A 12,715-nucleotide genomic window follows, 5' to 3' on the forward strand; every position below is an offset into this window, starting at 1 on the left:
CGCTGAATCCGCGCCCCACAGAAGCCACGCCTAGATGCCCGCCAGCAACCGGGAGGTCGCGGCCAGACTCCACGAAATCGCCGACCTCCTCGAACTCCAGGACGTCGACTACAAGCCACGGGCCTACCGGCGGGCCGCACGGAACGTCGCCGCACACGACGAGGACGTCGAGACCCTCGCCGAACGAGGCGCGCTCCAGGACGTCGAGGGCGTCGGTGACTCCATCGAGGCGACGATACGCGAGTACCTCGAAACCGGGAGTATCGACGAGATCGAGGAACTCCGCACCGAAGCACCGCTCGACTGGGAGGGGCTGACGAGCGTCGAGGGCGTCGGCCCGGAGCGAGCGAAACAGCTCTACCGCGAACTGGGCGTCGAGACGGTCGAGGACCTCGAACGGGCGGCCGAGCGCGGTGAGATTCGCGACCTCGACGGATTCGGCGAGCGGGCCGAGGCGAACCTCCGCGAGCACGCGAGACGCGCGCGACGCGACGTCGGTGGACGGGTGCCGCTGGGCGTCGCGAGACCGCTCGCCACCTCGGTCCGCGAGCACCTCGCTGGCGTCGAACCCGTCGATTCGGTGACGGTCGTCGGGTCGTTCCGCCGACGTCGGCCTACCGTCGGTGACCTCGACGTGCTCGCGACGGCCGACGCCGACGACGCACCGACCGTGATGGACGCGCTCTGTGGGCGAAGCGACGTCACGGAAGTAGTCGCACGAGGCGAGACGAAGACGACCGTCCGAGTCGACCCGCCCGAGTCGCCCGCAATGCAGGTCGACCTCCGCGTGGTCGCCCCAAATCAGGCCGGTGCCGCGCGGGTCTACTTCACCGGATCGACCGACCACAACATCGGCCTGCGGAGTCGTGCCGACGACCGGGGGTGGACGCTCAACGAGTACGGACTCTTCCGCGACGACGAGCGCCTCGCCGGTGAGACCGAGGCCGGCATCTACGACGCCCTCGACCTCGACTGGGTCCCACCCGAACTCCGGGAGGCGACGGGCGAACTCGACGCCGCGGCCGCCGGCGACCTCCCCGACCTCGTGACCGTCGACGCCGTCGACCACGACCCGCGGGTGCACGTCGACGCGGACGACGCCGAGGCGCTCCACACCGCGGCGGACCGGGCCAGCGCTCGTGACCTCGACCGACTCACCGTCGTCGACGAGCGGGCGGACCTGGTCGTGGACGGCACCCTCGACCGCGACCGCTTCGAGGCCCGCCGCGAGGCAGTCGCCCGCGTCGATGGGGACGAATCGGTCCCGGTCGACCTCCGCTACAGCCTCCTCGCGACCGTCGGGCGCGACGGCGAACTCGACGTCCCGCCAGCGTGGGCCGATGACTGCGACGCGCTGGCCGTCACGCTGCCCGACGACCCCGGTACCGCCGACCTCGACGCGGACGTGGACCCGACGGAGTGGGTCGTCCGGGCGTTCGAGTCGGCCCCGGTCGACCGGTGGGTACGCCCGACGCGGCGGACACTACCCGACCCGGACCCGCTCGATGTGGACCTCGACCGAGCGGTGGCAGCGGCCGCCGAGACGGACGTCGCCGTCGAAGTGAGCGCCCACCCACGACACCTCGAACTCGACTGGGAGGCGGTGAAGGCCCACCGCGATGCCGTCGACTACGTCGTCGCGTCCGGGGCGCGCGACCCGTCCGACGTGGGTCGCCTCGAACTCGGCGTCGCCCAGGCCCGCCGCGGGTGGTGTACGGTGGCCAACGTCCGAAACGCCCGGGTAGAAGACGGAGCTAAGTGATTCCCGCGGCGATAGCGGCTTTCATATACACCACGCGAGTACGAAGGAGTAGTATGCGGGGGGAACACGAAGCAGTTCTTGGTGGGGAGACGTACTTGACCTCCTCCTACGGCTAAAGCCGTGGGATTCCCCGATGGGGATATTAGGGTTGCGCGTTTCCTCGGCGGCTCAAAGACGCTTTCGCGTGGCCGGCCTCATCGGTCGCCGCCCAATTATAGGAAGGCAAGGAGAATACCCGCGTCTTCAGGCGCGGGATGAATCCGACACTATCTCCGTCGTCCACTCTCGGTAGCATGGCTGGATATTCACTCTAAATCCAAATCTTTACGTAATTCACTAGTATAAGTGATTATACAGGCGTTCTAGATGCTGGAAGTCCACCGCACACATCGGGCGAAAATCCTCAACCACTCACAGGTAGAGGATTCACTTGACCGACACGGGTGGAGTGCCAGCAAACTCTGGAACGTCGCTAACTATCACTCCCGAGAGGTCTGGGAGGAAACCGGCGAGATTCCCGATCATGGCGACCTCAAAGATGAGTTGAAGACCCACACCAAGTACAAGGGGCTGCATAGCCAGTCCAGTCAGCGCGTTCTGGAGGAACTCGCTGAAGCCTTCAACTCATGGAAAGAGAAGAGAAAGTCCGACAAACGAGCGAATCCGCCCGGCTACCGTAAGAAAAACTACTACGATTCAGCAGGCCGCCGCGTTCACGAAGAACACCCGCGTTCAACCGTAACGTGGAAGCAAAACGGCATCCGTCACGACACCAAGAACAACCGTGTGCGGCTCTCGAAAGGTGCAACCCACAAGGAACACCCAAAAGCCTGGGAGTACATCCTTGTCGAATACGAGACCCGACCCGACGTCACGGTTGAGAACCTGCAGCAAGTCCGTGCTGTCTATGACCAACAGAACGGTCGTTGGGAACTCCATCTCGTCTGCAAAGACGAGATCGAGACCCCTGACGCACCCGGGACGGAAACGGCCGGACTCGACCTCGGCATCTGTAACTTCGCAGCGGTCGCATACAGCACTGAGGACGCCGACCTGTATCCAGGAAACCGACTGAAACAGGACGGCTACTACTTCCCAAAGGAGATCGCCAACTGTGATGACAGCGACGGCGAGCGAGCCATGCGACTCCACCACAAGTGGTCAGAGCGCCAGACTCACTTCTTCCACTCGCTGGCGAAGCATATCGTCGAGCAGTGTGTGGAACGCGGAGTTGGTCGCATCAATGTTGGTGACCTGGCCGGCGTTCGCGAAGACGAAAACGGTGAGGCGAAAAACTGGGGGCCACACGGGAACTTGGACTTACACGGCTGGGCATTCGACCGATTCACTTCGATTCTCGAGTACAAGGCGAAGGTCGAGGGAATTGACGTTATAGAAGTGTCCGAGCGGAACACGTCGAAGACGTGTTGTCTGTGCGGAAGAGAAGACGAGAGTCAACGGGTTGAACGTGGATTGTACGTGTGCGAAGAGTGTGATGCGGCGTTCAACGCCGACGTGAATGGGGCGGAGAACATCCGTCTCGACGTAAACGAAAGTAACTCCAAGTCTTCGGCCAGTTTGGGCGAGGATAGGAGTACCGGCTGGTTGGCACAGCCAGCAGTCTACCTTCAGGACTTGTCCAGCGGATTCCAACCGCAGGAACAAGTGGTCGACTGCAAACCGTAATATCCCAACTGCGGTCGGGATTCCCCCGCCTTCAGGCGGGGGTGGATGTCAATACCGAGGGCGTGCTTTTCAGCGCGTGTAGTGTAGCAGGGTCAAAGCTGCCTTCCCACTCGCACGTGGCCAGCGACTGCGATGCAGTCGGCACGTTTTTGAGCGTGCTGGGCCGCACGGTTTGCGTCACCCGAAGTGTTACGCCGTGCATGGTTCTCCCTCTCGTTGACTGAGGTTTTCAGCCGCGTTCAAATCCGCGTGCCGTACGTATCCACACTGCGGACACTCGAACTTGCTCCCGTCACGACCAACCAGTTCACCACACTGGCTACACTCTTGACTCGTATTCTCTGGGTCGACTTTCTCGGCGGTGTTCAGATAAGGATGAAGAGTGAGGCGGTTCGTTTTCTGAGTGCTCTATGCCCGAAAACGACCGCCTCAACGGATGTTTAGACGAGATCAACTTAGAGTTTGTTGAACGAGAAGCGACACCGCGATTGCTGATGAAGCTCAGTATTCAGCTGCATCTTGCTGGACTCTCTCTTTCGAATACTGTCTCTATTCTTGAGGTATTCGGTGTCGAACGCGCTCGATCCACCGTTCACAATTGGGTTCATAAGGCCGATCTACAGCCCGAATCTGGTCGGTGTCCGGATCACGTTGCGGTTGACGAGACCGTGATCCGACTCAACAACGAGCAATATTGGCTGTACGCCGCCGTTGATCCCAAGACAAACGAATTACTGCATACTAAGCTTGAACCGACGAGAACGAAGGTTCTCGCTCATTCGTTTCTCATGGAACTCTCCGAGAAACACGACGTCGAAGACGCCGTGTTTCTCGTCGATGGGTCGCACTCGTTGCAAGATGCGTGTCAGCGCCACGGCTTCGATTTCAGATACGAGAAACATGGAAATCGGAATGCTGTCGAACGTGTCTTTCGAGAGATAAAACGACGAACTCTCTGCTTCTCAAACTGTTTTAGCAACGCCGACGCAGAAACCGCCGACGATTGGATCAGGTCGTTCAGCTTCGCATGGAATCAGCTTATCTGAACACTACCCTTTCTCAACGCGAATTCCTTCTTTCGCGGCTTTGTACGTGATGAACTGTTGCAGTTCATAGAATGGCCACGAGTGGATACCTTTCCACTCGCTTCCCTCACGGATGTTTTCCAGGTCTTCGAGTTTGATGACGGGATTCTCAAACTGACTGGCGTACTCGACTAAGCGTTTCGAGAGGGTGTGGTTCGCATCTTGTATGCGGCGGTACTCCTTGTTACCAACGTGGTTGCGTGCGCGAAGCGCACCCGCTTCTTGAAGCGAATCACGAAGGGAACGGTAGTACCGTCGTACAAACTTGTACTCTTTCCCACTCACGAGGAACGACTCAGCACTCGCGTCGTCTGGCGTAGCGGCGAGAATGTAGTTGTGTCCGACGTCAAACCGATGGGTGTTTCCTCGCCGGTTTGTTGCTCGTCGTATTCAACGGTGAACGAGCAGTGCCAATCGTCGCCTTCTCGCCACACGCTGAGTTTCGTCTTCTCAGCATCCCCGTCAAGTAGGGCATGGACGGGGTCTTCGATGCTATCGTGGACGTGGATTGGCGTGTACCACCAATCGCTGATGCACGGGAATCCGATGACGACAGAACCGTTGTCTGTCGTGTGGATCTCCCAGTTCTGGTTGTTGACCTCGATGGGTTGTTCGCCCGTATACTCGACGAAGTTACCGTCGTAGTCGCTTTTCGCGGCGCGAATAGCTTGGTTTTGGAGTGCTGAGTAGAGTGGGTTGTCGATGTCGCCAGTCGTCACAGACGAGGCAAGCGATCCGTTTTCCCAGCCGTCCACGAGCCATTGCTTGCACTCGCGGAGGATGTGAGTAGCGCGTTGCCACTCTTGGCGTCGAGAGTGGCTGGGATTGCGGAACGTGGTCTCCACGCTCACCCCAATCATTACACGTGTAACATACTGGTAGAAAAGTACAAACGCTACTATTCAAAACCGGTGGAATATCCAGTCGAGCGTCCGAGCGTGGATCGATTCCCAATTGACGGCTTCATCCTACGGCTAAAGCCGTGGACTTTCGCCTCGCACTCATGTAACGACGACGAACGGAACCGAACGACGCTCTACCTGGTCGACGAGGCGGACCGAGACGCCGTCGTACGAGAGCAGGACCGACCGAACCTCCTAGCTGCGGCGCTCGACGAGACCGTGCTGGAAGCAGCGATGCGCTACCGGCGTGCGGTTCGGACGGAGCCGCGACAGTTCGCCGTCGTCGCGCAGGCGGAGGCGACGCGGTCGACGAGCGCCGCCGCCGACGGGTGTCCGTCACTCCCGTTTACGACCACGACCATCGACGACGCCGCCGACTTCTCGACGCTCGTCGGTCATGTCGACGCGACGCTCGCGGGGTGGGTCGGCGCGGAGACGGCGGTCGTCCTCGACGGCGTCGAGACGGCGGTCGACCAAGCGGGCGACGAGACCGTATTCCGATTCCTCCACGTCCTGACCCAGGTCGTCACCACCCGTGACGCGCGACTGTCGGTGACCATGGACCCGTCGGCGGTCGACGCGACGGTGTTCGAACCGCTATTCGACGTGGTCGTGGACCGGCGTGACGAGTAGGCACGGCGTCCGAGATCGCGGCAACGAATGGAGACGGCGGATACACCTATAGGTCACCGCGACAACGACACCGACGTGAGCGAAGACGTACACGAGACGGCCGAAGAGATGGCCGCGGACTTCGAACAGAGCGACACGATCGTCGTCCCGCGTTCGGAGGTCGTCGCCCAACTGAAGCGACGTCTCGACGTCCAGAAGGTACAGCACGACGACGTCCGATCGGGGTTCGAGGAGGCGGGGTGGACGTACGGCCGCCACCTCTACTTCCATCCCGGACGGGTCGCCGACCGGGTCGAAGAGATCGTCGCCGAACTCCGTGAGGACGGGCAACTCGTCGTCACGCACGACGAGGTGTGCGACCGAATCGTCGACGACGAGCACCTCCCGCGAGAGAACATCAAGGGGTGGGCGAAGGGCAAGTTCCCCGAGGCCGTCGAGGCGGCGCTCGAACCGACCGACTGGCGCGCCGACACCCTCCAGAAGGGAGGAACTTCCCGACGCGTCTACATCCTGCCGCTGTACGAGCAGTTCGCGCGCAACCACCCGAAGGGCGAGCGCCCGCTCTCGCTCCCTGAGTTGTTCTCGCACTACCTCTCGGTGTCCGTCGAAGAGGCCATCGAGCCCGGGTCCGAAGTCGAGTCCGAGTCCGAGGACTAGAACAGGTCGCCGACCGACGACTCGTAGTCGGCCGCCTCGGGCGCCGACGCTTCCTCGGTCTCGACGGCCACGTCGATCAGTTCCGGGCCGTCGTTCCGGGCGAACGCGTCCTCGACCGCCTCCTTCGCCTCCGCGGCGGTCCGGGCGCGCGTCCCACGGACGCCGAAGCCCTCGGCGACCGTCGCGAAGTCGGGCGCGCCCCACGTGAACTCGTGGTCGTCGGTGTACTCGCGAATCTTGGGGGACTTCGAGATGATGCCGTAGTCGGCGTTGTTCGAGACGACGACCACGACCGGCAGGTCGTACTCGGCAGCGGTGTGGAGTTCGTGGATGCACATCATCAGTCCGCCGTCGCCGGTGAGACAGAGCACCGGGTCGTCCCCGCCGTTCGCGACGGCCGCACCGATGGCCGCGGGGAGTCCGACACCCATCCCCGCCCACGACCCCGCCGTGACGAAGTCCTCGGGAGCGTAGGCGTCGAACGCCTGCATCGACCAGAGGCGGAACCCACCGACGTCCGTCGTGACTGGCGTACTACGGGGGGTCACCTCGCGGACGGCGTCGAGGAGTTCGGGCGTGTTCGCCGGTTCGCCGCCGTCGAAGAGTCCCAGCGAGTCGAGGTGGTCGCGGTACTCCTCGCGGACGAACGACCCGACGTCCTCGCCGTTCCACCCCGACCCCGCCGACTCGTCGAGGCGAGCGAGGAGCGCGTCGCCGGCGGCGGTCACGTCCGCGAGAATCGGGACGTCGGCCTCGTAGGAGGCGTTCACGTCCGCGGTATCGAGGTTGACGTGGATCACCGTGTCACCCATCGGGAGGTCCCAGTGGGCAGTGGTGACGCCGTCGAAGTCGGTGCCGAGTGCGAGCACGACGTCCGCGGCGTCGAGCACGTCGAGAGCGCCAGCGGGCGTGTGACTCCCGGTGACGCCGAGCGAGCGCGGGTCGTCCTCCGGGAAGACGCCCTTGCCCTTGTAGGAGGTGACGACCGGCGCGTCGAGTGCGTCCGCGAGTTCGCGGACGACGCGGTCACCTTCCGCGGACCGTCGCGCACCGCCGCCGGCGTAGACGACCGGTCGCTCGGCGTCGGTGAGACGCGTGGCGGCCTCGTCGTAGGCGTCCTCGTTGTCGAACGTCTTGCGGGTCGGGGTGACTGTCGCGTCGGGGGACTCGACGTCCGCGGCGAGCAGTCCGCTCGGGACGCCGAGACGGACCGGGCCGTACGGTTCGGTGAGTGCCGTCTCGATGCCCTCGACGACCTTCTCGCCGAGTTCGACCTCCGACTCGACGGAGACGTTCGCCTTCACGGCGTTGTCGAAGGTGTCGGCCTCGATCTCGTGGATCGGTCCCTTCCCGCGGTCCTCGGGGTTCACGTCGGCCGAAACGTGGAGGATGGGCACGCAGTCCTCGTCGGCGTTCTTCAGGCCGTGCATGGCGTTCGTGTCGCCCGGTCCGGGAACGGTGAGCGTCGCCGCAGGCCGCCCGGTCGCCTCGTAGTACCCCCACGCGATGTGCGGGATGGCCGTCTCGTGGCGGGCCATCACGTACTCCATCTCGTCGCGTTCGACCACGATCCGGTCGAGCGGGAGGGTCTGCGTCCCGGGGAGGCCGACGAGGACCTCGACACCCGCGTCCACGAGTGCGTCGTAGACGACCTCGCCCCCGTTCCGTGATTCCGCGTCTTCGGACATGGACGGACGTCGGTCGAGCGAGGGCAAAGGTGTGACGGATGGCCACGGGAACTATTGTGACGGTAGATAAACATCTGGACGCGGTGGTGTCACGTGTCCGTCATCCAACGACTCGGAGACCTGCTCGAAACGGGGGACACCAGATATCGCTGCACCGAGTGTGAGTCGACGTTCGACACGCCGCGACACGGACTCGACGACGCCCGCTGTCCGTCGTGCGGGTCGCCGGACATCGAACGCTGACTCGACTCTCTTTTTCGCGGGCGCGCCGACACGGGCCGAACACCCGAACCGAAGGTGTCTTAATAATACCTGGAGAATACCGGAGTATGCCCGAGAACCGAATCGTAGAAGCGTCCCCGTTCGACGGCGACGCTCCACCGACACGGACCCTCCGCGTCGGCGACGACCGGCCGATCCGCATCAGCGCCGGCCACCGGCTCCTGCACCACGACGGGAAGTGCAGTCGCCCACACGGCCACAACTACGAGGTGACCGTCGAGGTCACCGGCGCACTCACCGACGAGGGGTGGGTCGCGGACAAGGGAGATATTACCTCAGTAATATCTGAGTGGGACCACCGGTTCCTCCTCGAGGACGGCGACCCCCTGGTCGACGCCTTCGAGTCGAGCGGCGACGCCGACGCGCTCGTCGTGCTCGACGACCCGCCCACGGCGGAGGTGATGGCGGCGTACCTCGAAGCGAAACTCCAGCGCGAACTCGGCGAGGGCGTCACCGACGTCGCCGTCACCGTCGCCGAGACGAGCGAACTCACGACCGCACCCTGACGATGCCGGTACGCGCCACCGAAACCGAGGCGGGTGAAGCGTCCCCCGGCGACGACGTCGAGGGGCCGGCCCTCCCAGTGAACGAACTGTTCTACTCGCTCCAGGGCGAGGGGAAACTCGCCGGCGTCCCGACGGTGTTCGTCCGGACTAGCGGCTGTAACCTCCGGTGTTGGTTCTGTGACTCCTACCACACCTCCTGGGAGCCGACCCACGACTGGCTAGCCGTCGAGGACGTCGTCGAGGAGGTGGCGTCGCACGACGACGCCGAACACGTCGTCCTCACGGGCGGCGAACCGTTCGTTCACGACGCCTCCGTCGACCTCCTCGAACGCCTCGACGCACGCGGGTACCACACGACCGTCGAGACGAACGGCACCATCTTCCGCGACGCGCCGGTCGACCTCGCGAGTGTCAGTCCGAAACTCGCCTCCAGTACACCGACCCCGGAACGCGACCCGAAAGGCGAGGGCGAGTGGGCCGAGAAACACGAGTCGCGACGCCTCGACGTCGACACCCTCGCCGAACTGGTCGAAACCTACGAGACGCAACTGAAGTTCGTCGTCACCGGTCGCGAGGACCTCGACGAGATCGACGACCTCGTCGCACGTGTCCGCGAGACCGCGGACGCCACCGTCGCGAACGACGACGTCCTCCTCATGCCCGAGGGGGCGACGCGCGAATCACTCGACGAGAACCGCGAGACGGTCGCACGACTGGCGATGGAGTACGGCTACCGCTACACGCCGCGACTCCACGTCGACCTCTGGAACGACGCACCCGGAACCTGAGAGACGATGCACCTGGACGACCCAACAGAACGAGACGAACCGGAACAGGCAGCCGAAACAGACGAATCGTCCAAACCATCCGAACCGGACGAACCGTCCGACAGCATCGACTGGGAGCAGGCCCAGGAGGCCACGCGACTCCTGCTCGACGCGGTCGGCGAGGACCCCGAGCGAGACGGTCTCGTCGACACGTGGCGGCGTCGCGTCCCGGCGGCGTACGCGGAGTTGACCGCGGGTGCGCGCGAGGCCGAGAAGCCGACGATGCGGACGTTCGAGGCCGCGGACGAGGACCTCGTCGTGAAGACCGGGATCCCGTTCTACTCGCTGTGCGAACACCACCTCCTCCCGTTTCACGGCGAGGCGCACGTCGCCTACCGCCCGGACGGGGAGGTCGTGGGCCTCTCGAAGGTGATCCGGTACGTGCGCTGGCGCTCCCGCCGACTCACCATCCAGGAGCAGTTGACCCGCGACGTCGCCGAGGGCCTCGCCGAGGAGATCGGCGCCGACGCCGTCGCCGTCGAACTCTCCGCGACGCACCTGTGTGAGGCGATGCGCGGCGTCGAGACCGAGACCACGACCACGTCGCGAGCGACCGTCGGCGAGTTGCGCGACGGCGAAGAACGGCGCTTCAGAGACGCGATTCACCGAGACGCATGAACGAGAGCACGACCGAGAACGAGACAGAGCGCGCGACCGAGAAGAGTGCGGTGATTCTGGCGTCCGGCGGCATGGACAGCGCGACGGCCGCGGCCGTCGCCGCCGACCGGGGGTACGACCTCCACTTCCTGCACACGTCCTACGGCCAGCGGACCGAGACGAAGGAGTACGAGTGTGCACGGGCGCAGGCCGACTACTTCGACGCCGAGTTCCGCCGCTTGGAGACCGACCACCTCTCGAAGATCGGTGCGTCCTCGCTGACCGACGAGGGCCTCGACGTGGCGGACGCGGAGATGGAGAGCGAGGAGGTCCCCTCCTCGTACGTCCCGTTCCGCAACGCGAACCTCCTCTCGATGGCCGTCTCCTACGCGGAGGCCACCGACTGCGACGCCCTCTTCATCGGCGCGCACTCCGAGGACTTCTCGGGCTACCCCGACTGTCGACCCGAGTTCTTCGAGGCCTTCCAGCAGGTCGTCGACGTCGGTACGAAAGACGAAACGAGCATCGCCATCGAAGCCCCCTTCGTCGAGTGGTCGAAGACCGACATCGCCGAGACCGGCCTCGAACTCGACGTCCCCTACGACCGCACGTGGAGTTGCTACCGCGACGAGGCGCCGGCCTGTGGAACCTGCGACGCCTGTGCCTTCCGCCTCCAGGCGTTCCAGCGCCTCGGCGCCCGCGACCCCATCGACTACGCCGAACGGCCCGACTACACCGACGAGTCGGCGTAGGCCGGCAAAGACCGGGGGTCACTCGATGGTGACTCGCTTCTCTTTCCGTATCTGGTGACCCCGCTCGTCGACGACGGTCAGGGTCACCCGGTACGTGGTCCCCTCGTCCTTCCTGTCTTTCCCGAAGGTCGCCGAGAAGGTCCCCGACGCCGACGACCCCGAGACGTTCAGCGACGTCGAGTGCGTCTCGGAGGTGTTCAGGTCCGTGACGCGGACGGTGACGGCGTCGAGGTCGCCGTCGACGTCGCTGGCCGACCACTCGACGGTGACGTCGTTGTGGAACGTCGACCCGGAACGGTCTCGCGTCGCGGTCACGTTCTCGATAGTCGCGTTCGGTCGGTGGTCGCCGGTCGGTTCCTGGGTCGTCTCGTTGGTCGTCTGGTTGGTCTGCTCGGTTGGCTCACCGGTCGGGAGCGTCCCGAGGGCGCGGGGACCGGTCGGTGGCGCGTCGTCGAGGCCGACGGGGGCGCAGGCGACGGTGTAGTTCCCTGGTTCGAGGACGACGCCGACGCTGGTGTCGCTGCGCTGGACGACGTCGCGGACGGTCGGCTGGTCGGACAGCAGCGTCGTCCACTGCTCGGCGGGGAGTCGCGTCGGGACCACGAGTGTCGCCGTCGAGTTCACCTCGACGGTGGTCCGCCCGACCGGCCCGGGGACGAGTTCGACGGTGACGGGGCCGCTCGACGCCCGGGTGTACGGCGTCGCCAGCGGGTAGAGCGAGAGCGTGTGGTTCGTCACGAGCGACTGGTGCTCGTCGAGGAGGACGTACGCACCGCCCGCGTGTTCGTAGACCGCGCCGTGGGAGTAGGCGAGGGTCGGCGCGGCCGGGCGAGCGTTGTAGTCGACCTCGTAGGCGAGCGAGCGCGAGGGGACCGACCCGTTCCCGTAGCCACAGGCCGCCGAGAGGTTGGCCGTTCCGCCGTCGACGGTGAGCGAGAGCGACCCCGCCGCACGGGTGTGGAGTCGCCCGGTCGGCGTCGGCGGGTTCATCGCGAACAACCGCGGCGGGTAGTTCGGACCGAGGTCGACCGTCAGCGACTGGGTCCCGCCGGTGGCGCCCGCGAGGTAGACCCGGTCGCGGAGGTGGCGCATCGACTCCTCAACCGACTGGGTGTGCTGGAACTCCACCTGCGCGTTCTGCTCCGGGACGACGAACGCCTGGTAGCCGGAGAACGCCGTCAGTACGACGAGGAGGACGAGGACGAAACCGACCTGGACCGCCTGACCACGTTCGTCGTCGCGGAGACGCATCACTTCGTCCATTTTCGTGACTCCCCTATATGTCGTGTGGCCTTGACAGTCCAGACGGCCGATATATAGTTAGGCGTCGATGCCCAC

Annotated in this window: 13 protein-coding genes and 1 pseudogene; 10 read left to right on the top strand and 4 right to left on the bottom strand. The window is 64.5% G+C overall.

What is annotated here, in order from left to right; genetic code table 11:
• Positions 1-34 precede the first annotated feature (34 nt).
• Both P0Y33_RS00430 and P0Y33_RS00435 read left to right on the top strand, forming a co-directional pair.
• Positions 35-1,762 carry a helix-hairpin-helix domain-containing protein gene (locus P0Y33_RS00430; RefSeq protein ID WP_279528608.1) on the top strand — a complete coding sequence of 576 codons (1,728 nt, stop codon included), beginning with the start codon at positions 35-37 and terminating at the stop codon, positions 1,760-1,762.
• A gap of 366 nt (positions 1,763-2,128) precedes the next feature.
• A complete protein-coding gene (locus tag P0Y33_RS00435; protein WP_279528609.1) occupies positions 2,129-3,448 on the top strand; it encodes an RNA-guided endonuclease InsQ/TnpB family protein in 1,320 nt (439 codons plus the stop codon).
• A 189-nt stretch (positions 3,449-3,637) separates the two neighbouring features.
• Here P0Y33_RS00435 and P0Y33_RS00440 read toward each other — a convergent pair whose 3' ends face one another.
• Complete coding sequence (locus tag P0Y33_RS00440) at positions 3,638-3,817, bottom strand: zinc ribbon domain-containing protein (RefSeq protein WP_279530137.1); 180 nt, start codon at positions 3,815-3,817, stop codon at positions 3,638-3,640.
• A 41-nt stretch (positions 3,818-3,858) separates the two neighbouring features.
• Here P0Y33_RS00440 and P0Y33_RS00445 point away from each other — a divergent pair, with 41 nt between their 5' ends.
• Positions 3,859-4,494, top strand: coding sequence for an IS6 family transposase (locus P0Y33_RS00445; protein ID WP_279528610.1), 636 nt, complete (start codon positions 3,859-3,861; stop codon positions 4,492-4,494).
• Between the two features lie 9 nt (positions 4,495-4,503).
• Here P0Y33_RS00445 and P0Y33_RS19060 read toward each other — a convergent pair.
• Positions 4,504-5,393 (bottom strand): annotated as a pseudogene (locus tag P0Y33_RS19060) (RNA-guided endonuclease TnpB family protein); the annotation flags it as partial.
• Positions 5,394-5,471: 78 nt separating this feature from the next.
• Between P0Y33_RS19060 and P0Y33_RS00460 the strand changes: the two are divergent.
• Positions 5,472-6,068: a DUF7504 family protein gene (locus tag P0Y33_RS00460; protein WP_279528613.1), complete on the top strand. Its 597-nt coding sequence runs from the start codon at positions 5,472-5,474 to the stop codon at positions 6,066-6,068.
• 75 nt (positions 6,069-6,143) lie between these two features.
• Positions 6,144-6,725 carry a hypothetical protein gene (locus P0Y33_RS00465; protein WP_279528614.1) on the top strand — a complete coding sequence of 194 codons (582 nt, stop codon included), beginning with the start codon at positions 6,144-6,146 and terminating at the stop codon, positions 6,723-6,725.
• Here the strand turns inward: P0Y33_RS00465 and P0Y33_RS00470 are convergent.
• A complete protein-coding gene (locus tag P0Y33_RS00470) occupies positions 6,722-8,413 on the bottom strand; it encodes a thiamine pyrophosphate-binding protein (protein ID WP_279528615.1) in 1,692 nt (563 codons plus the stop codon). The genes P0Y33_RS00465 and P0Y33_RS00470 overlap by 4 nt on opposite strands.
• A gap of 93 nt (positions 8,414-8,506) precedes the next feature.
• On the opposite strand from P0Y33_RS00470, the gene P0Y33_RS00475 reads away from it, so the two are divergent.
• The 5 genes from P0Y33_RS00475 to queC all read left to right on the top strand — a co-directional run bounded on the left by P0Y33_RS00475 (position 8,507) and on the right by queC (position 11,377).
• Complete coding sequence (locus P0Y33_RS00475; protein WP_279528616.1) at positions 8,507-8,656, top strand: FmdB family zinc ribbon protein; 150 nt, start codon at positions 8,507-8,509, stop codon at positions 8,654-8,656.
• An 86-nt stretch (positions 8,657-8,742) separates the two neighbouring features.
• Positions 8,743-9,201 carry a 6-pyruvoyl trahydropterin synthase family protein gene (locus P0Y33_RS00480; RefSeq protein WP_279528617.1) on the top strand — a complete coding sequence of 153 codons (459 nt, stop codon included), beginning with the start codon at positions 8,743-8,745 and terminating at the stop codon, positions 9,199-9,201.
• 2 nt (positions 9,202-9,203) lie between these two features.
• Complete coding sequence (locus tag P0Y33_RS00485; RefSeq protein ID WP_279528618.1) at positions 9,204-9,989, top strand: 7-carboxy-7-deazaguanine synthase QueE; 786 nt, start codon at positions 9,204-9,206, stop codon at positions 9,987-9,989.
• A gap of 6 nt (positions 9,990-9,995) precedes the next feature.
• Entirely contained in the window at positions 9,996-10,646 is a 651-nt protein-coding gene (folE, locus tag P0Y33_RS00490; RefSeq protein ID WP_279528619.1) for a GTP cyclohydrolase I, read from the top strand.
• Positions 10,643-11,377 (top strand): 7-cyano-7-deazaguanine synthase QueC, encoded by a 735-nt coding sequence (gene queC / locus P0Y33_RS00495; protein WP_279528620.1) that lies wholly within the window; start codon positions 10,643-10,645, stop codon positions 11,375-11,377. Before folE ends, queC begins: the two co-directional genes overlap by 4 nt.
• Positions 11,378-11,395: 18 nt before the next feature.
• Here queC and P0Y33_RS00500 read toward each other — a convergent pair whose 3' ends face one another.
• Positions 11,396-12,640, bottom strand: a complete 1,245-nt coding sequence (locus P0Y33_RS00500) for a hypothetical protein (RefSeq protein WP_279528621.1) — start codon at positions 12,638-12,640, stop codon at positions 11,396-11,398.
• Positions 12,641-12,715: the final 75 nt, after the last annotated feature.

This window comes from Halospeciosus flavus, assembly GCF_029814175.1.
In the GTDB taxonomy this organism is placed as follows: Archaea; Halobacteriota; Halobacteria; order Halobacteriales; family Halobacteriaceae; genus Halospeciosus; species Halospeciosus flavus.

What these genes read in the sequence shown, in the direction of transcription:
- queC (WP_279528620.1), top strand. Translation starts at nt 10,643, where the DNA reads ATGAACGAGAGCACGACCGAGAACGAGACAGAGCGCGCGACCGAGAAG.
- P0Y33_RS00445 (WP_279528610.1), top strand. Translation starts at nt 3,859, where the DNA reads ATGCCCGAAAACGACCGCCTCAACGGATGTTTAGACGAGATCAACTTA.
- folE (WP_279528619.1), top strand. Translation starts at nt 9,996, where the DNA reads ATGCACCTGGACGACCCAACAGAACGAGACGAACCGGAACAGGCAGCC.
- P0Y33_RS00430 (WP_279528608.1), top strand. Translation starts at nt 35, where the DNA reads ATGCCCGCCAGCAACCGGGAGGTCGCGGCCAGACTCCACGAAATCGCC.
- P0Y33_RS00470 (WP_279528615.1), bottom strand. Translation starts at nt 8,413, where the DNA reads ATGTCCGAAGACGCGGAATCACGGAACGGGGGCGAGGTCGTCTACGAC.
- P0Y33_RS00500 (WP_279528621.1), bottom strand. Translation starts at nt 12,640, where the DNA reads ATGGACGAAGTGATGCGTCTCCGCGACGACGAACGTGGTCAGGCGGTC.
- P0Y33_RS00435 (WP_279528609.1), top strand. Translation starts at nt 2,129, where the DNA reads ATGCTGGAAGTCCACCGCACACATCGGGCGAAAATCCTCAACCACTCA.
- P0Y33_RS00480 (WP_279528617.1), top strand. Translation starts at nt 8,743, where the DNA reads ATGCCCGAGAACCGAATCGTAGAAGCGTCCCCGTTCGACGGCGACGCT.
- P0Y33_RS00485 (WP_279528618.1), top strand. Translation starts at nt 9,204, where the DNA reads ATGCCGGTACGCGCCACCGAAACCGAGGCGGGTGAAGCGTCCCCCGGC.